We start from the raw sequence: 20,745 nt of genomic DNA on the forward strand, positions 1-20,745 counted from the left end.
CAAAGTATGTCAAGAAAGGGCAATTGTCTAGATAATGCAATCATTGAAAACTTCTTTGGAATACTAAAATCGGAGTTGTTTTATCTTAAAAAGTACAACTCTATAAATCAATTAAAAAAAGAGATTAAAGAGTACATATTATATTACAATAACGACAGAATTAAATCAAATTTAAACAAAATGAGCCCGATACAATATCGAGCTCACTATTATCAAAATTAATTATAAATTTGTCTAAACTTTTGGGTGCAGTCTATATCGCCGCTTTTTAAATGTAGATTGTTTTGTAATTAACTAGTTGATTATTATTTTTTTAAGGACTGTATGAGACTCGTCTGTAATTTTAACGAGATACATTCCTTTAGGTAAGTTAGTGACGGATAATGTACTGGTGTTTCTGTTGCTTTCTTCAAAAACTACTTGACCTATAAGGTTGTAAATTGTTACCGCATATTGTTTGGTAATGTTGTAAATTATAAAATCGCCACTTGAAGGATTCGGATAAATCAACGTTTGATCTAAAAGATCTTTATCTGTATGGTCTTCTTCAATATTAATTGCTGTTTTTGTATTGCCTTGTATTGCTCTGCTCGACAAATTACCGCAAGTATCTGATGAGAAAGAATCCCACTCGTTATTTTTATCAAATGTAGTCTTAGGTCCCGTTATATTACTTTTTCTTCTTAGAGTTACATCGGCACCAAAATTTGCAGTCCCACCATTGAATGTTCCTATAATGTCAATTAATACACCATTTTTAAATAGGCCTATAGGGTCATTACCATTAAAAGCCATTTCGCTGGCAGTTGTGCTGATATTTGCTGCTGAGGTTGAAAAACAATTTGATGCGATGGCGCTATTCACGATGGTATATTTACTTCCTTTATTTAAAGTTCCAGTTAGTGTAATTCCTGCACTCCATCCTCCTGCGCCATTAGTTTGTTTTTTAATGCTGTAAATGTTTAAAGCCACCGCGCTATTAGTGGCGTTTACAATTTCCAATGCTTTATTGTTTGAAGAACCTTCAATATATTCTGTAAAGTACAACTCTGTGGCGGTAGGTAATGTACTATTACCCCAAATTTTTTGTACGTATTCTGGGTGATCTATGAAAGGATTTCTATTGTTCTGGATTGCATATATTGCGTTATTACGTGCCACTTCCCTCGCACTAACGGGATCAAGTGTATTCCATGCGAGTAACATATTTAAAAATGCGGTCGTGAAAACTTGGTTTGAAGTTCCATTAAAAGTAGGGTAAGAGTAACCACTTACGGTTGTTTCATAACGAGTGGCAAAATAGAAATACATGCGGGCAATATCACCTTTGAATTCATCAATAGGTTCAAAAACGGTTCCTGAATATCCTGAAACAGAACTAGATCCTAATTTACTGCCATTTAATGAGGTTCAAGTTGCAGTTGCAACAGTGCCGTGTGGATAATTAGAGCGTTGCCCGTTTACTTTTCCGTCAGTTGGTATGATAAAATGTGCATCTGAAACCATTGGAGCACTAGAGTTAAAAGTTGATTGTGGAATGATATGTTCTCTATTATAACAATCACCTTCCTTAGTGTAGGTGCCGCATCGCTGCGTTGAATTTGTGGCATAGGTATATGGATCCGTTCCCTTAGGATTTTCAGAGTACATATCTAAGACAGAACCATCTTTTTCGTAAAAATTATCTACGTCTGATGTTTGATAAGTAGTGTAGAGTCCATTATAACCTTTGTCTGTATGGTTTTTAATAATGTTATAGAGCTGTGTTTTTAAAGTGTAACCGCTACTTGTAGCGCTATTGTAGTAGCCGGATGGAATTTGTGCCATCCCCGTCGTGATGATGAAAATCAGAGCAAATGTGTAAAGTTGTTTCATGTAGGTAGTAATAAATTAGGGTTGTGATTTAAGTTGTAATTAAATTCTGCAGTAGCTTTCAATTGGCGCCAAAACTATATAATTTCAGCATGCAAATAGTAATTATTTTTTACAGAATAAATCTTTTAATTTCTACTATATAAGATGCCTTTAAATAGGGGTAGTACGAGAATTAAAACAATAAAAGAAGTGTGTATTTTTAATATTATATATTGACTACTCGTGTGAGCTAAATTTTAAATTAAGGTCATTAAATGGTTATAAATGTGATCTTATTTATTAAAAATCCCATAAACCCATTACATTTAGAGAATAAGCCGTGCAATTACTGTGGTGTCTCTTATCTTTTATTTATTTTTACATTCTTATTAGACTTGAAAAATGGCTTTAGATAAAGATAAAATAGTGGCATACTGCAACAAGTTTTCAAAAAACACTTTGATGGAAACCTTGCAAATTGAATACATAGATGCTGGTGATGACTTTCTTGTCGCAAAGATGCCTGTAAATGCTGCTGTTCATCAACCTATGGGTTTGTTGCACGGTGGTGCATCAGTGGCGCTGGCGGAGAGTGTGGGTAGTGCCGCTTCTCATTTTTTTATAGATGCAGCAAAACAAGAAATTCGCGGAATCGAGATATCAGCAAACCATTTAAAAAGCATTCGCACAGGTATGGTTTATGGTACTGCAAAAATAATTCACAAAGGGCGTAGCTTGCATTTATGGGAAATTAAAATTACTGATGAAGAAGGAAATTTGATTTCGCTTTGTAAATTGACCAATATGGTTTTGACAAAAACCACCGATAAATAATAGTGTTAGTAATAATGTAGGCTAAAAAATTAGAGGTGTTATGATCGATTTTTTTATTAAAGTAAAGCAACAAGAAGCACAAAACTTGCCATTTGTTATATATCGAAAACCCAATAAAAATAAATTAATTGGATACTTTCAGCAGAATGATCACTTATATTTTTCTGAGAATTTAGAAGAAAGTGGTTTTGTATTTGCGCCATTTGATAACAATCAAAAGCTATTGATTCCAAAAGATCAAGCAGTAAAACTGGAGTCAAAAATGAGTGTCGTAAAATTTGATACGATAGCAACAGAGGCTATCCCGAGAGATGAATCTAGCAAAGCTGCATTTGAAGCCATCGTAAAAAAAGCGGTGGAAACGATTTCAAACGGTAGTATCAATAAAGTTATTTTATCTCGAAAAGAAGTTATCGAGCTTCCCGAATTTGAATTGGTTTCGGTTTTTACTAAATTAGTGCAGACATACCCTACGGCTTTTTGTTATTGCTGGTACCATCCAAAAATAGGAATGTGGATGGGAGCGACGCCAGAACATTTGTTGAATTCAAAGAAGAAGAGTTTTTATACTATGGCATTAGCAGGGACCCAAAAGTATGTTGATACCGTTGATGTGAATTGGGGTAGAAAAGAAATGGAAGAGCAACAATTTGTAACCGATTTTATTATTGATAACCTCAAAGATATTACCACAGAAGTTTCAGTTTCTAGTCCGTATACATTACAGGCAGGAAGTTTACTGCATATAAAAACGGATATAGAAGGAATATTAGACCAAGATTCTAATTTGGAGCAAGTAGTCGCTGTGTTGCATCCTACTCCTGCAGTTTGTGGATTACCTAAGGCTGTAGCCAAAGATTTTATTCTCGAAAACGAAAATTATCACAGAGAATATTATACCGGCTTTTTAGGCGAACTCAATAAAAAGAGTAGCGGAAACGGAAAACTACAATCTGATTTGTATGTGAATTTACGTTGCATGAAAATCGAAAATAACAATACAAGCGAGATCACTAAAGCAAGTTTGTATATGGGCTGCGGAATCACGAAAGACAGCGTTCCTGAAGACGAGTGGAAGGAAAGCGAGAACAAATCAATTACAATGAAAAAAATAGTACTCTAATTGAGAGTACAAAGCATAATTAAACAGAATAGAGAATAATTAAATTAGATTAAATGAAACTAGATATAGTAGCTTTTGGGGCACATCCAGATGATGTAGAATTAGGTTGTGCAGGAACAATATTAAAGGAGATTTCGCTAGGGAAGAAGGTAGGGATTGTAGATTTAACACGTGGAGAATTAGGAACAAGAGGTTCTGCTGAAATACGCCATCAAGAAGCGACTGCTGCGGCTGATATTTTAGGAGTCGCTGTTAGAGAGAATTTAGACATGCGTGACGGATTTTTTCTTAACGACGAGCAACATCAATTAGAAGTAATTAAAATGATTCGCAAATACAAACCAGAAATTGTTTTGTGTAATGCAATCGACGACAGACATATTGATCATGCAAAAGGGAGCAAGTTAGTTTCTGACGCTTGTTTTTTATCGGGACTTGTGCGAATCGAAACGGAAATCGATGGTGTGAAGCAAGAGGCATGGAGGCCTAAATTAGTTTACCATTACATTCAATGGAAAAATATCGAACCTGATTTTGTAGTTGATATCACAGGATTTACAGATACTAAGATTAAATCAATATTGGCTTATGGGTCGCAATTTTATGATCCAAATTCTAAAGAACCGGAGTCGCCTATTAGCTCAAAGAATTTCCTAGAAAGCTTGAATTATCGTTCAAGAGACTTAGGACGTTTAGCAGGCGTAGATCATGCCGAAGGTTTTACAGTTGAGAGGTATTTGGCTGTCAATAGTTTAGCGGATTTGATGTAAATTTATTGCATTTTTCTGCAAAAAATGTTTGCAGAAGTAAACTTTAGTTGTATCTTTGCCACCGCTAAGAGCAAATGGTGGTTGTAGCTCAGTTGGTTAGAGCATCGGTTTGTGGTACCGAGGGTCGCGGGTTCGAGCCCCGTCTTCCACCCAGAAAGCAAAAGCCTCTCAGAAATGAGAGGCTTTTTTTGTGAGATAAACTCTGGTATAAAAAAGAGCGCTTTGAGTAAATCAAAGCGCTCTTTTTTTTGCACAAAGGATAGAAGTGAAAATCCTCCCGAATTTTCTCGGGAGATTGTAACAAATAGCCTGACCTAGCTGTAACGATAGTGAAAGCTAGGATGTGCCCTAATGATTTTAATTACTTTTTATCAACTATAGGTCTGTTTTCACGATTGGCTACTTCCCATGCGATTGAAAATGCTAGTTGTGTTCTTTTAGTCAAAGCATCAAATTCAATTTTATCAACAGTATCTGTTTTTCTGTGGTAGTCAGCGTGCACACCATTGAACAAGAATACAGAAGGAATGCCGTGCTTAGCAAAGTTATAATGATCTGAACGTTCGTAGAAATGATTAGGATCGTTTTTATCGTTGAATTTATAATCTAAGTCAATCTTTGTGTATTTGTCATTTACAGCAGTGCAAATACTGTCTAAATCACTTGACAGACGATCTGCTCCAATCAAGTAAACATAATTATTTGAGGCTTCGTGAGCAGCATCACGACGACCAATCATGTCGATGTTAATATCAGTAACTGTGTTTTCAAAAGCGAACAATGGATTCTCAGAGTAGTAGCTAGATCCTAGCAATCCGTGCTCTTCACCTGTAGCGTGAAAAAATAAGATCGAACGCTTAGGTCCGTGCCCATCTTTCTTTGCTTTGGCAAATGCTTCGGCAATTTCTAGTAAGGCAACTGTTCCTGATCCGTCATCATCGGCACCATTGTAAACGTCGCCATTTTTTACACCTACGTGATCGTAATGTGCAGAAACTACAACCACCTCTTCAGGTTTTTCTGAACCTTCGATAAAAGCCCAAATATTTTCTGAATCGTTTAAGTTGTCGCCTTTTCTTCTATTTAAAAAAGCGGCTGGCACTTTTTGATAAAAGGATTCGGCTACTTTTGGAAAGGAGATGCCATTTTTAGTGTATTGACTGATTAAGTAGCGCCCTGCTTTCTTTTGACCTTCTGACCCTGTTTCGCGACCCTCCATAGAATCATTTGCAACAATGTACAAATGCGTTTTTAAGTCGGCTGCCGTGATCGAATTCAAATACTTTGTAGGATTAGAATTATCGACTTGCTTTTGGGTTTTTACACTACTGCAAGACGTCATTGCTGCTGCGATAGCTAAAATTGGAATTAAGTTTCTCATTTATATTTGGTTGATTTTTTACTTTTTTAAAACTTCGCTTAAAAATAATTTTAAGTGTTCAAAAGATCGTTTAGATGCTTTTTCATTATAGGCTGCACCTTTTGAATTGTCGTCACCATATTCTGGATTTGTAAATCCGTGAACGGCATTTGCATAATAGATCATTTGCCAGTCGGCTTTTGCATCGCGCATTTCTTGTTGGAATGCAAGGATTTCTTCTTGAGACTCATAAGGGTCGTCAGCACCGTGACAAACGAGAACTTTAGTTGTGATAGGCTCTGTAGGTCTTGACACGTCTTTACCTAAACCACCGTGAAACGAAACCACACCTTGAAATTTCATCTGTCCGCGTGCTGCTTCAAGTACTCCTGTACCACCAAAACAGTATCCTATTGCTACGATATTATCTGCATTTGCTCCTGATTTAATTAATTGGTCTAAGGCTAGTTGAATGCGGTGTTGGTATTTTTCGTAATTGGTTTTGTAATAACCAGAACTTTTAGCTGCTTCTGCATTGTCTTTTGGATAGTTTCCTTCTCCATAAATGTCAGCGATAAAAGTGTTATAACCTAGTTTAGATAATGCAACAGCATAATCTTTTGATGCTTGGTCTATCCCTTTCCAAGCGGGTAATATTAAGATTCCGGGTTTATTAGTGGATTTTTTCTCTGCTTGAACAGCAAAACCGTGTAAGACTTGCGCGTCATCTTTATAAGTAACCGCTTTTAACTGCGCAAAAGCGCCAGTGGAACAGATCAATATTCCTAAAATAAAAAATTTTATGCTTTTCATAATGTTAAGTTTTTTAGAGACAAATATCCGAAAATAAACAACGAACCTTTTTTTAGAGCACTAATTTACAGTTTTTTTAATAATTGTTTAGCAATCACTGTGCAGTATCTTTAAAGACTAATGTTTCTTTTAAAAGCGCAACCTAGTTCAATCATTGAATCGGTTTTTGCAATGCCAGGAATGTTGTCAATTTTCTCGTAAAGTAGTTTTCGCATGTGTTCGTGATCTTTGGCAATCATTTTAATATACAAGGTATACGAACCAGTTATAAAATAACATTCTGTCACTTCAGGGATTTTTTTAAGCTCTTCAATCACTCTATTCGAATCTTGATCTTTGTTGAGTGTTAATCCTGTAAAGGCTCCCCAGTCATAGCCTACTTTCTTCTCATTAATAATAGGTTTTATTCCAGTCAAAATTCCTTGTTCGATCAATCGATTGATGCGCTGGTGCACCATAGTGTTAGAAATCTTCAAGGTAGAAGCTATAGTAGAATAGGGTACGCGACCATCTTTTTCTAATTCCTTGATGATATTAATATCAAATTCATCTATTGCATCCATATTTTGTAGTTTAAATTTGCGAAATCATTTTTTCGAATATAAATGTAAAGTAAATTTTGATTTTAAAGGTTGTATTTTGAATTAAAATAAAAAATTTGACTTTTGTATTTTGTATTAATAAATAAGTTGACTTTTTATCAAGGTATTTAAGTCAAAAGTTCTTAAATATTGGGTTAAATAATTTAAATTGTATAGCTTTGTAATTCATAAAATAATCTAAAAAATCACATTTATGCAAGACGCAACGCAAAAACTTTCAAGTAAATCAGAAGCATTAATCGCTAAAGAAAACAATCATGGAGCACACAATTACCATCCGTTACCCGTGGTACTTGAAAGAGGAGAGGGCGTGCATGTGTGGGATGTAGATGGAAAACAATATTACGATTTTTTATCAGCATATTCAGCGGTGAATCAAGGGCACTGTCATCCAAAAATTGTGGGTGCTATGGTAAAACAAGCGCAAACGTTAACACTAACATCAAGAGCTTTTCATAATGATCAACTAGGTGTTTTTGAAGAGTATGTAACTAAATATTTTGACTTTGACAAAGTACTTCCAATGAATACTGGAGCAGAGGCTGTAGAAACTGCTTTGAAAATATGTAGAAAATGGGCTTATGAGGTCAAAGGTATAGCTGAGAACCAAGCTGAAATTATTGTTTGTGAGAACAACTTTCATGGAAGAACAACTACAATTATTTCGTTTTCGAATGATGAAAATGCGCGTAAAAACTTTGGTCCGTTTACCGATGGCTTTATAAAAATCGCTTATGATGATATTGATGCTTTAGAGCAAGCATTGAAATCTTCGAAAAATATTGCTGGATTTCTAGTAGAGCCTATTCAAGGGGAAGCGGGAGTTTATGTACCTACTGAAGGTTACTTGGCAAAGGCCAAAGCCTTGTGTGAAGCACACAATGTATTGTTTATTGCCGATGAGGTACAAACAGGAATTGCGCGTACAGGAAGGTTGTTAGCAACTTGTGGTAATTGTTCATGTGAGCATGCTTGTGAGAACAAACCAGAGGTAAAACCAGATATCTTAATTCTAGGAAAAGCGATTTCTGGTGGTGTTTATCCAGTTTCTGCGGTGTTGGCCAATAACCAGATCATGAATGTGATTAAACCGGGACAACACGGTTCTACCTTTGGTGGAAACCCAGTTGCGGCAGCGGTTGCAATGGCAGCTCTTGAAGTTGTTAAGGATGAAAAATTATCTGAAAATGCAGAGCGTCTTGGAATTATATTAAGAAAAGGTTTAAATGATATTGCTGCTAGAAATCCATTGATTACCTTAGTGAGAGGAAAAGGTTTACTAAACGCAATAGTAATTAATAGCGATGAAGAGTCAGACTTGGCTTGGGATATCTGCTTGAAATTTAGAGATTACGGTTTGTTAGCAAAACCTACGCATGGTAACAAAATTAGATTTGCACCACCACTAGTAATTACTGAGGAGCAAATTTATGATTGTCTTGCTATTATCGAAAAAGCACTTAACGACTTTAAATAATTTCATGTCAATATGGAAAGAGCAATAAAATTAATTAAAAATAGATCTGATATTGGGGCCGGAACACGCGGTTCTGATATGGGGATTGATGCGATAGAAATTGCTGCAATCAATAAAAACAGCGACTACTTTAATCTTTTTCCATTTGAGGATGTGAAAACCCATAATGAAAGTATTTATGATAAAAATCGAAATACTTTTGCCAAAAGAATCGAACATGTAGTGGAGCAGTGCACCCGTGTGAGTTATGCTGTAAAGCACAATTTACAAGCTAATTACTTTCCTATTGTTTTGTCTGGCGATCACTCGTCAGCGTTGGGAACAATAAGCGGTATTAAAGCAGTGTACCCTACAAAAACTCTTGGCGTTGTATGGATCGATGCGCATGCTGACTTGCATTCTCCTTATACGTCGCCATCAGGAAATATTCATGGTATGCCTTTATCTGCCGCTTTAGCGAATGATAATTTAGATTGCAAAATCAATGACATCACTCCTGAAACGGTGCAACACTGGGAGAACATGAAAAATATAGGTGTCGAAGGCACCAAAATCAAACCTGAGAATTTAATTTACTTTGGTGTTCGCGATACGGAAGAAGCAGAAGACAAGCAAATTGAAAAATTAGATATTCGCAATTATAAAGTAGATGAAGTTCGCTTTCGCGGATTAGCAACTTGTGTAGACGAAGCGCTTGCAAGGCTGGCAAACTGCGATCTTATTTATATTTCATTTGATGTTGATTCAATGGATTGCGATATGATTTCTTATGGAACTGGAACTCCGGTTTCTAAAGGATTTGACCAATTTGAAGTAATGGAAATTATTAATCGCTTCATCAAATCTAAAAAAGTAGCTTGTTTGGAAGTTGTTGAGGTAAATCCGCTATTAGACACTAAAGGAAATAAAATGGCTGAAACAGCTTTTGATGTTCTTGAGAATGTAACAGAAACAATTGATCTCTGGATTGCATAGACTTTTTTCTTAAAATAATGAATACCCCAAGCAATAGTACTATTGTTTGGGGTTTGTTTTTTTTAGTGGCAATGTATTGTCAATCAACTTGGTATTATTGATTTCTTGATTGGCACTATTAACTTGTGACTTTCTCTCTCTATAATTAATAATAATGCAGTATTTTTATATTGTAATCCCTTTTTAATAAAATACTAGACGTATATCTCCAAATATATATTTCGCAGTATTTAACAGTTAATTCTGAATTAAGCTTAAAGGATTTATTTATATTTGTAATAAGTACTTTTACGTAGTTTTAAAATAATTTTTATGATTCAAGTTGATCAGGCGTTGGCTATTATAGCAGCCAATAGTAGTAAAATGCCGGTAAAAAAAATAAAAGTAGCTAAAGCGTTAGGATACGTATTGGCTGAAACGATTTATTCACCAATCGATATGCCGCCTTTTCGCCAGTCAGCAATGGATGGTTATGCATTTATACACAGTGATTTGACGTCGCTAGCTGTCGTGGGAACTTCACAAGCGGGTGATTTTAGTAATAGTACTTTAGAAAAAAATGAAGCGATTAGAATATTCACGGGGGCCTATATTCCTGATGCTGTAGATACTGTGGTGATGCAGGAACACGTTACTGTAAAAGGTGATTCTATAACCATCGATAAAGTTCCGGCGGTAACAACAAATGTTAGAAACAAAGGCGAGCAAATAGAGAAGGATGCTGTTGTTTTAGAAAAAAACACAGTGATTTCGGCAGCAGCGGTTGGCTTCTTAGCAGGTCTTGGGATTGTAACCGTTAAAGTGTATTCTAAACCTAAAGTAGGGATTATTGTTACTGGAAACGAACTAGTAGCTGTGGGTAAAAAATTACCTAAAGGAAAGATTTATGAGAGCAACGCAGTAATGTTAGCGGCTGCTTTAAAATCTGTAGGAATTAATAAACCAGTTATTTTTAAAGTAAAAGATAGTTTAAAAGCAACTGCTAAAGTTATCGAAAGCTGTTTGACGCAATTTGACGTCATCTTAATTTCTGGAGGAATTTCTGTGGGAGATTATGATTTTGTCAAAGAAGCATTAGTACAAAATGGAGTCGAAGAGTTATTTTATAAAATCAACCAAAAACCAGGGAAACCATTGTTCTTTGGAAAAAAGGAGGACAAATTAGTGTTTGCTTTGCCAGGTAATCCAGCTTCGTCATTGACTTGCTTTTATGTTTATGTTCTTGCTGCTTTAAAAAAGCGATTGGGTTTAACCAATATTCATTTACCAAAAATGAGCCGAAAAATAAGCGCAGCATATAACAATACGACTGGTAAAACATTATTTCTAAAAGGATTTTATAACGATCATGATGTTCGAGTTTTAGAAAGTCAGAGCTCAGCGATGCTGAATACTTTTTCTACAGCAAATTGTTTTATTACCATTCCTAATGACGTTACAGCAATAGCAGCAAATGAGGAGGTAACAATTATTCCCTTTAATTAATACCAAATGGATTTAGTATCTAACAGCGATTTAATCGTATTTTGTTTTGCTTTAATAATTGTAGCTTTTTTATATTCTAGTGTAGGTCATGGTGGCGCATCAGGTTATTTGGCTTTAATGGCAATTTTTGCAGTGCCTATTATGGTGATGAAACCATCAGCATTATTACTGAATTTGTTTGTGTCTAGTACGTCCTTTTGGTTTTATTATAAAGCAAATTTTTTTAAACCCAAGCTGTTTTATCCTTTTGCAATAGCATCAGTACCCGCAGCGTTTCTAGGAGGTTACATTACCTTAGATACGACTATTTATAAAGCAATTTTAGGAGTAGTTTTGGTTTTTGCAGCTTTACGATTACTTGGACTTTTTAGTACTAAAGAAAAAGAAATAACGGCAATTAATATTCCATTAGCCTTAGCATCCGGAGCCACGATAGGATTGTTATCTGGGATGTTGGGTATAGGAGGAGGAATAATCCTGAGTCCGATTATTTTATTATTAGGTTGGGCAAATATCAAAGAAGCAGCGGCAATTTCGAGTCTGTTTATTTTTGTGAATTCGCTTGCAGGAATATCGGGTTATCTTTTAAATGGGAGTTCGTTCCCTATTGAAAGTCTATACTTTGTTCCCGTTGCGATGGTTGGAGGAATGCTAGGAGCTTATTATGGAAGTGGCAAATTTTCAAATAAAACGCTTAAATACGTTTTGGGAGTGGTGATTTTGTCAGCAAGTGTCAAGTTGATTTTTCCATAAAATAACGGACTTTTAAAGTACAATAATATACAGCAATAAACAATGAATGGTGTAAGTATAGCAATTTTATGCGGTGGTAAAAGCAGCCGAATGCAGTCTGAAAAAGGACTGGTGCTATACAATGGCATTCCGTTTATCGAACACATTATTGCTGCTGCAAAAGAGGTTTCAACAGATATTATTTTGATTACAAATAGCAGTGATTATGACTACTTGCCTTTCGAAAAAAGAAAAGATATTGAAATTGATAAAGGACCTTTAGGCGGAATTTATACAGCGCTAACGTATGCTAAGCATCAAAATTGTTTGATTTTAAGTTGTGACATTCCATTAATAAAAGCGTCTTTATTAAAATTATTGTTCGAAAATGAAAATGTCACGGCGACTGTTTTCAAAGATACAGACCGAACACATCCTTTAATAGGATGTTATTCTAAAAAAGTGATGACCAAATTAAAAGTTGCCATTGAAAATGACGAATTAAAAATGATGCGTTTTCTAGATTCGGTTGAAGCAGAATTTATAACAATTGATGATCATAGAAGCGAGCAATTTCGAAATATAAATACCGTGGCAGCGTTAAACGAACTGACTAATAAGTAAAAAGCAAAGATGAAAAATTCAAAGACAGCCAAACTAACGATTGTAGGAGCAGGACCAGGAGATGTAGATTTGATTACAATTAAAGCGGTAAAGGCTTTGAAGGATGCCGATGTGATTTTATACGATGCATTGGTAAATGAAGGATTATTGGAACATGCTGAACATGCTGAGGTAATATTCGTTGGAAAACGTTTTGGATGTCATGCTTATAGCCAAGATCAAATTAACGAATTAATTGTTGTCATGGCCAAGAAGCACGGTCACGTAGTGCGATTAAAAGGTGGCGATCCATTTGTTTTTGGACGTGGAAGTGAAGAGATAGCTTTCGCCGAAGAACACGGTTTAGAAACTGCAATTGTCCCAGGTATTTCTTCTGCTTTGGGTGTGCCTACTGCTAATGGAATTTCGCTTACACAACGATCTTTTTCTGAGAGTTTTTGGGTAATCACTGGAACAACTTCAAACCATAAGTTGTCTAAAGATGTTGATTTGGCTTCAAAATCATCTGCGACAGTTGTTATCCTTATGGGGATGCATAAACTAAAAGAAATTGTAACTTTATACCAAAATAATCGAACCGACGATTTGCCGGTAGCCATAATTCAAAATGGTACTACCGAAAATCAAAAAATGGTCATAGGAACTGTGAGTTCGATAGTGGCCGTGGTTCAAGAACATGAATTAGCTTCTCCAGCGATTATTATCATTGGTGAAGTTGTGAAAAACCCTTCTAAACTGAGCGCTTTGTATAGCGAAGTAGCTTCAAATGATGAATTTGTTTTTCAAAATTTAAATGAAATAGCATGATAACAGTAAAATATTTTGGAGCAATCGCAGCACAAGCTAATGTAGCAGAAGAAATGGTTTTGTTTGCTGAGCAGTCTTTAGTTGATCTAATACAAGCGGTAACCACCAAGCACAATTTTGATACGGTTTCTTACAGCGTAGCGGTCAACCATGAGCTTATTCAAGATGTAGCCACATACGATTTACAAAGCAATGATGTAGTTGCTTTACTGCCACCCTTTGCAGGGGGTTAAAGAATAAATAATTAAATTATAAAATAATAGTCCAGCGATAATTTCATGGAATCAAAACGTTACAACCGACAAATCATACTTTCTGAAGTAGGCGAGAGCGGTCAGGAAAAACTCAAACAAACCAAAGTCTTAATTATAGGATTAGGTGGTTTGGGTGCTGCTATATTGCCTTATCTGGCTGCAGCTGGAATTGGCGAAATAGGATTGCTAGACGACGATGTTATTGATGTGAGTAATTTGCAACGTCAGGTTATTTATAAAACGACGGCAATAGGCAATCAAAAAGTAGCTGAGGCTGCAAAAATGGCGTCAGAACTAAACCCACATGTAGTTATTAATACTGTTGCCGAAAGATTGTCTAGTAAAAATGCCATCGCCTTATTCAATCAGTACGATATCATTGTAGACGGTACTGATAATTTGAACACCAAATATTTAATCAACGATGTTTGTTGCGCAATTAATAAACCGTTTGTATATGGATCAGTGTACAAATTTGAAGGGCAAGTCGCTGTTTTTAATTATAAGAACGGACCGTCGTATCGCTGTGTTTTTCCAGAAGATAATGCTACCGCTGCAAGTTGCAATGAGGCAGGAGTAATGGGGATATCAGTTGGAATTATAGGTATGTTTCAGGCAAATGAAGTGCTGAAAATGGTTTTAGGAATTGGTCAAACATTGTCTGGAAAATTGCTAGTCTACAACATGCTCACAAACGAACAGCAAAAATTCAATGTGAGTAAAAAAGAGTTTTTGATCACTGATAATGAAGCTTTCGATGAAAAATACAATAGCACAGAATCAGCTTTTGATACTATTTCTGCAATAGCACTAGAGCAGTATATTAACGATGAAAACAGCCTTCTTCTAGATGTTAGAAACCCCGAAGAAGTACCAAAATTGATCGCTAGTAATTGCATTGCTATTCCGTTGTCAGAGTTGCCTTCGAAACTAGATTTAATAGACGCTACTAAAACAATAGTTGTCTTTTGTCAATCAGGTATTCGAAGTAAAAAAGCCATTGAAATATTAGTAAAAGCTGACTTTAAAAAGCTACTAAACGTAGCAGGCGGGATGAACGCCATCAATAAAATTAAAAATAATGAAGTAGTCTTTACTTCTTAAAAATAGAACCATGAGTAAGAAAACAGTTTTCATACAAGGGGCAATTTCAAGTGAATTTATTGCACAATCAATCGCAAAGCATCAAGGCAAACACAGCATTGGGGCACATAACATATTTTTAGGGCAGGTTCGCGCTGATGTTCATGGTGATACAAAGGTAAAAGCCATAGAATACACCGCTTATGAAGAAATGGCAAACGAAAAACTAGACGCCATTAGAGAGAAGGCTTTCGCCAAATATGACCTTGTTTGCATGCACATTTATCACAGTTTAGGTGTTGTTGAAGTAGGAGAAGTTTGCTTATTTGTTTTTGTCTCTGCTGTAAGAAGAAAACAGGTTTATGAAGCCACAGAATCAATTGTAAACGGGATTAAAGAAGATGTGCCTATTTTTGGAAAAGAACTTTTCGAAAACGAGGAAAGCACTTGGAAAGTGAATACTTTATAGCGATTAGCTCAGAAGTAATGCGTTTTTGGACCAACAAATGCTTTTGATTTTAAATAAACACATAAAAATAGTTTTACTGTTGCTTTACATTTTGTTAGCCAACTTTAAAACCACTAGATTATTAGAATGGTAGATATCACACATAAAATAAATACGTTGCGTTCAGCAACAGCGATGGCTACTGTTTTAGTCAGTCATCAAAACACAATAGACGCAATTGTCAATAATTTGGTTCCAAAAGGGAATGTGCTCGAAATGGCAAAAACTGCAGGATTATTTGCAGTAAAAAACACCCATTTGGCTATTCCAGATTGCCACCCGTTACCTATAGAGTATACTGCTGTCGCTTATGAAATACATGATTTAAGTATCGATATTTTGTTCACAGTAAAAACAGTGTATAAAACAGGAGTAGAGGTAGAGGCTATGCATGGCGCTTCGATTGTGGCGCTAACCATGTATGATATGCTGAAACCTATCGACAAGCAAATCGAAATTTCGACTATCAAACTTGTAGAAAAAAAGGGCGGAAAATCGTCTTTTAAAAACAACTTTGACAAACCTATAAAAGCAGCCGTTTTTGTTTGTTCAGATTCAATATTTGCAGGTCAAAAAGAAGATCGTTCAGGAAAAGTTATCGTAGAGAAATTAGATTCTTACGGAGTCGAAACCACGCATTACGAAATCATACCTGACGAAATTGATTATATTCAAGAGCGTACAAGAAAATACAGCCAAGACAATCAATTGGTTATTTTCACAGGTGGAACTGGACTTTCGCCACGCGATGTAACACCGCAAGCTTTAGAGCCTTTGCTAGAAAGCCGCATTCCGGGCATCGAAGAGGCCATTCGTAATTACGGTCAAGACCGCATGCCATATGCTATGTTATCGCGATCAGTTGCGGGAACTTTAGGAGACAGTTTAGTGCTGGCATTACCGGGTTCTACAAACGGTGCAAAAGAATCTATGGATGCTATTTTTCCGCATGTTCTGCACATTTTTCACATATTTAAAGGCACTAATCATGACGCCAAATAACAGCCTTTTAACGGACGATTTTGGACGAAAGCACAACTACCTGCGCATTTCTTTAATAGAGAAATGCAATTTGCGTTGTACCTATTGCATGCCTGCAGACGGAATCCCATTATCTCCAAAAGCCGACATCATGTCTGCCGATGAAATTTTTAAAATCGCTAAAACCTTTGTGGATTATGGCGTCGATAAAATCAGACTTACTGGTGGCGAACCTTTATTACGCAAAGACTTTCCAGCAATAATCAAGCAGTTGTCATCGCTAGAAACCGAGATATCAATAACTACAAACGGCATTCTAATCGACAGGCATTTAGACGTTTTAAAAGAGTGTAACGTTTTTAAAATCAATTTAAGTTTAGACACTTTGGTGGCAACAAAATTCAATGCCATCACCCTACGCAATCAGTTTTCGATTGTCATGGATAACCTGGCATTGTTACTGGAGCATAATTTCAAAGTAAAAATAAATGTAGTCCTTATCAAGGGATTCAATGAGGACGAAATTATCGACTTTATTGCCCTAACAAAAGAGATGCCTATTTCGATTCGGTTTATAGAATTCATGCCTTTTGCGGGTAATGAATGGGACAGCAGTAAAATGGTGACGCAGCAGGAAATTTTGAGCCAAGTAGAAGCGCATTACACGCCTGAACACGTCGATAAATTAATTGATGAAGCTAACTTTACCGCTAGGGAATACAAGATCAAAGGTCACAAAGGAAGCTTCGGAATCATTAGTTCGATAAGCAATCCGTTTTGTGATGGATGCAACCGCATTCGATTGACTGCAAACGGCAAAATAAAAAACTGTCTGTTCTCAAATTCTGAGACTGACTTGCTAACGCCTTTCCGCAATAACCAACCAATAGAGGATGCGATTTCGGCCGCTATAAAAAGTAAAAAGAAGGTCAGAGCCGGCATGACTACCACCGCCGAAATCAATGATCCCACCTTAAATCAAGACAACCGCAGCATGATCAGCATAGGCGGATAATGTCATTAGAATAATCAGGAGCAATTCCCGTCATTCGTTACAACACATTTGCTTTCAAATCCTTTTTCTAGCAGCTGGCAGGAGCTTCCTCTGGTCGCTCTGCCAGCTGCAGTAAAAGCAATTTTCCAGCTGCATGGGGTTTTCACTTCTCCCGGGGCTAGGGGAGTTGTGGGGTAATTACAATTATTTTAATTTAACACGTACATTAAATGACAGCACGACTTATGGTATCTATTTGGAATTAATGTTCAGATTTTTCGGATATTTATTTGTATGTTTGGGAGTGTAAAGAAGTATAATTTTGCGCGCATTTGCATTACATATTATTTACATTTAAGCCTTATATATTTAAAAATTAACAATTAAATATATGAAGAACAACGTATAATTTAACAAACTAGTATACGATGCCAATACTAAACGACATAATTGATTGGGCTGAAAACAAACCAGTTTTTTGGCAAGTAGCAATTGACCGCTTAATTCGAAATAATGAACTAACTGGAAATGACATTTCAGAGCTTAAAGAAATTTGTAAAGTAGATTATGGATTATCTAAAGCTGATTTTGCTGAAGTTGATTTTGGTGATTTAAGAAATTTTGCAAATAACTCAACTAATATTGATAATGTGACACTTTCTAGAATTTCCAATGTAGATAATGTTAACGCTCTTTCAAAAACTAGTGAATTAGAATTCGCACCAAATGGCCTAACAATCGTCTATGGAGACAATGGATCAGGAAAATCTAGTTATGTGAGTATTTTGAAACACGCTTGTAATACAAGAGGTCGTAAACCAAAAATAAATGTTAACTTATACGATCCAACTTGTTATGGAAAAGATAAAAAAGCAGATATAGAGTACACAACTGATGGAACAAATTTCAGTACAGTATGTCTCGTTAATGAACAAGTAAATAATTCTGCTTTAAAAAGTATTGACGTTTTTGATACATTCAGTGCAAATCATTACATTGACGGAGAAGATGAAATTGCTTTCATTCCTCAAGGTTTATCTATTGTAGAAAAATTAGCAATAGATTTAAAAAGGGTTGAAAACGGTCTAAAGGCAGAATTATTGAGTCTGGATTTACAGAAATTCGACCACACACTTTTGGAAGTCTCTGATTGTTCAACTGCAAAAACATTTCTCGAAAACTTAAATTCAAATTCAACTCTTGACGAATTAAGAGCTGAATCATTTTGGAATTCAACTAAAAGTTCTAGAATTGGAGAATTAATTATAGAAATTGATAAGTTAAAAGCAACAGATCCAAAGAAAAGTTTAAAAGAAAATGAAGAAAAAATAAAGCGTTTCGAAATTTTACAAAACAAATTTCAAGCCCTTGAAAATCAATTAACAGGTTCGATTTTAATAGATTTAAAACTAACATTAAACAATTTTGTAACAACATGCGAAGCTTTAAAAGAATCTTCTGAAAAAGCATTCACTGAATTGCCAATTGAAGGTGTTGGTAATAGTTCTTGGAAATTACTTTGGGAGAGTGCTCGAAAATTCTACAATATAAGTACCGAAACAGAAAATTTCCCAGAAGTAAATGAAGACAGCAATTGCCCACTTTGTCTACAAGATTTAGATGAAGATGCAAAAAACAGATTTGTGTCTTTTGAAACTTTTGTAAAAAATGACATTCAAAAAACTCATGATGTAGCATTTCATAAATTTAATTTAGCAAATGAATATTTAAATAAAATAGATTTCTCATTTAAGGAACAAAATCCTACAGCCATTGAACTTGATGAAATAATTGATGATTATTCACAAATTCAAATAAAATATTTGGAATTGCTTTCAAATCAAAGGGATAATTTAACAGCTCTTTTTGAAAGAAAAAAAATAATTGAAGTAATTGACTCAATTGAAATAGAAAATACGCCTAAGACATTGATTCAACAATCAATTAAAAGTTTAATAGAAGCAAATGAAAAATTGAAAGTTCTATCAATTGAAGATGATTTAATTCCACTCAATAAAGAATTAAATCAATTAAAAGGAGAAAAAAAGATTTTCGATTTTAAACCCAAATTAGCACGCGAAATTTATCGTCAGAAAAAAATAAATTTACTTAATCAGTGCATCAGTAAATGTACTACTCGAACAATTACGACACATAGTAATGAGTTAGCTACAAAATATGTCAGTCAAAATCTTAAACAAAACTTCAAAACTGAACTTTCAAAACTAGGTTTTAAAAATATTAAAATAGAAACCGAAACTAAAGGTCAAAGAGGAAAACAATACCATTATTTAAGACTTGACGAACAAAATTCAAATGGAATTGTATTAAAAGACATTTTAAGTGAAGGAGAACATAGATGCATTTCATTAGCAACGTTCTTGTCTGAATTATCCACTTCAGAACATAAAAGTGCTATAATTTTTGACGATCCAGTTTCATCTCTAGACCATAAATGGCGAAATAAGATATCAAAAAGAATTGCAGAAGAAGCTTTAGAACGACAAGTTATAGTTTTTACTCACGATATCACTTTTTTACTAATGATTCAAGAACATTCTGAAAATCTGAATTGTAATTTAGACATAAAGAGTCTCACGAGAAAGAAACAAGAAACAGGACTAATTGCAAGCAACCCGCCATGGGATGCTTTACCTGTTGGAAAACGTATCAGATTGCTAAAAAGTGAATATCAACAATTAGAAAAAATTGAGCGAACGGAAACTGATGAAGTTTATAAAGAACGAGCAAAATATTTATATGGAAAACTTCGAGAAACTTGGGAGCGTTTTGTTGAAGAAGTATTCTTAAATGGAGCAATTCAAAGATTTGGCAGAGCAATACAAACTCAGCGTTTATCAAAAATTGTAGATTTATCGGATGAGGATTATAACCTTGTTGAAAAAAACATGAGTAAATGTTCTACTTATTTCACGGGACACGATACCGCAGGAACTTTAATTGAGGAAATGCCTGATTCTGCCGAATTTCTTGTTGACGTGACGACTTTAGATCAGTACATAGGTCAAATTAGAAAACGTAGAACATAACCAGTCATAATATTTTCTTCCCATTGCCGCAAAATTCTCTTCAAATCTTAAGTTAGTGGTTAGGCCAACATTTAAAATTATTTCATTTATCTCTAATACATAAATCCTAAACTGTATGATTTACCAACAATCTAAAAATCCAATCTAGCTACCAAGTTTCCTCATAAAATCTTCCACAAGCCATTTCGAGTTAAAGTGTACTATTGTTGTAGATATATTAGTTTACTTTGTGGCGATGACAATCATAATACCGTTGTTTTGGAAAAGAGTCGTAAGTAATAGCCCTGATGGGAGCGGCATCCTCGTAACGTAGTGGAGAGATACAGCGGACAGCAGGAGGGAAGTTCTTAAAAACTGCGGTTGCAGTGCTCCTAAAATAAGAAGTAGTGATGTATAAATGTTGGTTATTTTATTAAATT

20 protein-coding genes, 1 tRNA gene and 1 pseudogene are annotated in these 20,745 nt (G+C 35.2%); 17 read left to right on the forward strand and 5 right to left on the reverse strand.

What is annotated here, in order from left to right:
- A partial coding sequence (locus H603_RS0107325) for an IS3 family transposase (RefSeq protein ID WP_026707971.1) occupies window positions 1-222 on the forward strand: 222 nt, incomplete at its 5' end.
- Window positions 223-294: 72 nt separating this feature from the next.
- On the opposite strand, the gene H603_RS17735 is transcribed toward H603_RS0107325, so the two are convergent.
- Together H603_RS17735 and H603_RS17740 are read right to left on the reverse strand one after the other, a co-directional pair.
- The gene (locus tag H603_RS17735) at window positions 295-1,161 is read right to left on the reverse strand and encodes a T9SS type A sorting domain-containing protein (RefSeq protein WP_262487957.1); all 867 of its coding nucleotides are present in this window, start codon (window positions 1,159-1,161) and stop codon (window positions 295-297) included.
- Window positions 1,156-1,875 (reverse strand): annotated as a pseudogene (locus H603_RS17740) (HNH endonuclease signature motif containing protein); the annotation flags it as partial. The pseudogene H603_RS17740 and the gene H603_RS17735, both read right to left, overlap by 6 nt.
- A 381-nt stretch (window positions 1,876-2,256) precedes the next feature.
- Between H603_RS17740 and H603_RS0107335 the strand changes: the two are divergent.
- The 4 genes from H603_RS0107335 (at window position 2,257) to H603_RS0107350 (ending at window position 4,733) form a co-directional block, all read left to right on the forward strand.
- The gene (locus tag H603_RS0107335; RefSeq protein ID WP_026707972.1) at window positions 2,257-2,688 is read left to right on the forward strand and encodes a PaaI family thioesterase; all 432 of its coding nucleotides are present in this window, start codon (window positions 2,257-2,259) and stop codon (window positions 2,686-2,688) included.
- A 40-nt stretch (window positions 2,689-2,728) separates the two neighbouring features.
- Entirely contained in the window at window positions 2,729-3,811 is a 1,083-nt protein-coding gene (locus tag H603_RS0107340; protein WP_026707973.1) for an isochorismate synthase, read from the forward strand.
- Between the two features lie 53 nt (window positions 3,812-3,864).
- On the forward strand, window positions 3,865-4,581 hold the full coding sequence (gene bshB1, locus H603_RS0107345) for a bacillithiol biosynthesis deacetylase BshB1 (protein WP_026707974.1): 717 nt from the start codon (window positions 3,865-3,867) through the stop codon (window positions 4,579-4,581).
- 76 nt (window positions 4,582-4,657) lie between these two features.
- Window positions 4,658-4,733 (forward strand) — tRNA-His (locus H603_RS0107350).
- 209 nt (window positions 4,734-4,942) lie between these two features.
- Here H603_RS0107350 and H603_RS0107355 read toward each other — a convergent pair.
- The 3 genes from H603_RS0107355 to H603_RS0107365 all read right to left on the reverse strand — a co-directional run bounded on the left by H603_RS0107355 (window position 4,943) and on the right by H603_RS0107365 (window position 7,317).
- Complete coding sequence (locus H603_RS0107355; RefSeq protein ID WP_394359125.1) at window positions 4,943-5,923, reverse strand: M28 family peptidase; 981 nt, start codon at window positions 5,921-5,923, stop codon at window positions 4,943-4,945.
- Between the two features lie 57 nt (window positions 5,924-5,980).
- A complete protein-coding gene (locus H603_RS0107360; RefSeq protein ID WP_026707976.1) occupies window positions 5,981-6,754 on the reverse strand; it encodes a dienelactone hydrolase family protein in 774 nt (257 codons plus the stop codon).
- Between the two features lie 110 nt (window positions 6,755-6,864).
- Window positions 6,865-7,317 carry an Lrp/AsnC family transcriptional regulator gene (locus tag H603_RS0107365; RefSeq protein ID WP_026707977.1) on the reverse strand — a complete coding sequence of 151 codons (453 nt, stop codon included), beginning with the start codon at window positions 7,315-7,317 and terminating at the stop codon, window positions 6,865-6,867.
- A gap of 232 nt (window positions 7,318-7,549) precedes the next feature.
- Here H603_RS0107365 and rocD point away from each other — a divergent pair, with 232 nt between their 5' ends.
- The 12 genes from rocD to H603_RS0107425 all read left to right on the forward strand — a co-directional run bounded on the left by rocD (window position 7,550) and on the right by H603_RS0107425 (window position 20,326).
- Window positions 7,550-8,833: an ornithine--oxo-acid transaminase gene (gene rocD, locus H603_RS0107370; protein ID WP_026707978.1), complete on the forward strand. Its 1,284-nt coding sequence runs from the start codon at window positions 7,550-7,552 to the stop codon at window positions 8,831-8,833.
- A gap of 12 nt (window positions 8,834-8,845) precedes the next feature.
- On the forward strand, window positions 8,846-9,808 hold the full coding sequence (locus H603_RS0107375; protein WP_026707979.1) for an arginase: 963 nt from the start codon (window positions 8,846-8,848) through the stop codon (window positions 9,806-9,808).
- Between the two features lie 312 nt (window positions 9,809-10,120).
- On the forward strand, window positions 10,121-11,293 hold the full coding sequence (locus H603_RS0107380; RefSeq protein ID WP_026707980.1) for a molybdopterin molybdotransferase MoeA: 1,173 nt from the start codon (window positions 10,121-10,123) through the stop codon (window positions 11,291-11,293).
- Between the two features lie 6 nt (window positions 11,294-11,299).
- Complete coding sequence (locus tag H603_RS0107385; RefSeq protein ID WP_026707981.1) at window positions 11,300-12,046, forward strand: sulfite exporter TauE/SafE family protein; 747 nt, start codon at window positions 11,300-11,302, stop codon at window positions 12,044-12,046.
- 42 nt (window positions 12,047-12,088) lie between these two features.
- A complete protein-coding gene (locus H603_RS0107390) occupies window positions 12,089-12,649 on the forward strand; it encodes a molybdenum cofactor guanylyltransferase (protein WP_026707982.1) in 561 nt (186 codons plus the stop codon).
- Window positions 12,650-12,658: 9 nt separating this feature from the next.
- Window positions 12,659-13,456: a uroporphyrinogen-III C-methyltransferase gene (gene cobA / locus H603_RS0107395; protein ID WP_026707983.1), complete on the forward strand. Its 798-nt coding sequence runs from the start codon at window positions 12,659-12,661 to the stop codon at window positions 13,454-13,456.
- Window positions 13,453-13,689, forward strand: coding sequence for a MoaD/ThiS family protein (locus H603_RS0107400; RefSeq protein ID WP_026707984.1), 237 nt, complete (start codon window positions 13,453-13,455; stop codon window positions 13,687-13,689). The genes cobA and H603_RS0107400 overlap by 4 nt, the downstream gene beginning before the upstream one ends.
- Before the next feature lie 45 nt (window positions 13,690-13,734).
- Complete coding sequence (gene moeB / locus H603_RS16610; protein WP_035675650.1) at window positions 13,735-14,814, forward strand: HesA/MoeB/ThiF family protein; 1,080 nt, start codon at window positions 13,735-13,737, stop codon at window positions 14,812-14,814.
- 10 nt (window positions 14,815-14,824) lie between these two features.
- Window positions 14,825-15,262, forward strand: a complete 438-nt coding sequence (locus H603_RS0107410) for a molybdenum cofactor biosynthesis protein MoaE (RefSeq protein ID WP_026707985.1) — start codon at window positions 14,825-14,827, stop codon at window positions 15,260-15,262.
- 126 nt (window positions 15,263-15,388) lie between these two features.
- The gene (moaCB, locus tag H603_RS0107415; protein WP_026707986.1) at window positions 15,389-16,303 is read left to right on the forward strand and encodes a bifunctional molybdenum cofactor biosynthesis protein MoaC/MoaB; all 915 of its coding nucleotides are present in this window, start codon (window positions 15,389-15,391) and stop codon (window positions 16,301-16,303) included.
- Window positions 16,290-17,297, forward strand: a complete 1,008-nt coding sequence (gene moaA, locus H603_RS0107420; protein ID WP_026707987.1) for a GTP 3',8-cyclase MoaA — start codon at window positions 16,290-16,292, stop codon at window positions 17,295-17,297. The genes moaCB and moaA overlap by 14 nt, the downstream gene beginning before the upstream one ends.
- Before the next feature lie 407 nt (window positions 17,298-17,704).
- The gene (locus H603_RS0107425) at window positions 17,705-20,326 is read left to right on the forward strand and encodes an AAA family ATPase (protein WP_026707988.1); all 2,622 of its coding nucleotides are present in this window, start codon (window positions 17,705-17,707) and stop codon (window positions 20,324-20,326) included.
- Window positions 20,327-20,745: the final 419 nt, after the last annotated feature.

The organism is Flavobacterium frigidarium DSM 17623 (assembly GCF_000425505.1).
GTDB lineage: Bacteria > Bacteroidota > Bacteroidia > Flavobacteriales > Flavobacteriaceae > Flavobacterium > Flavobacterium frigidarium.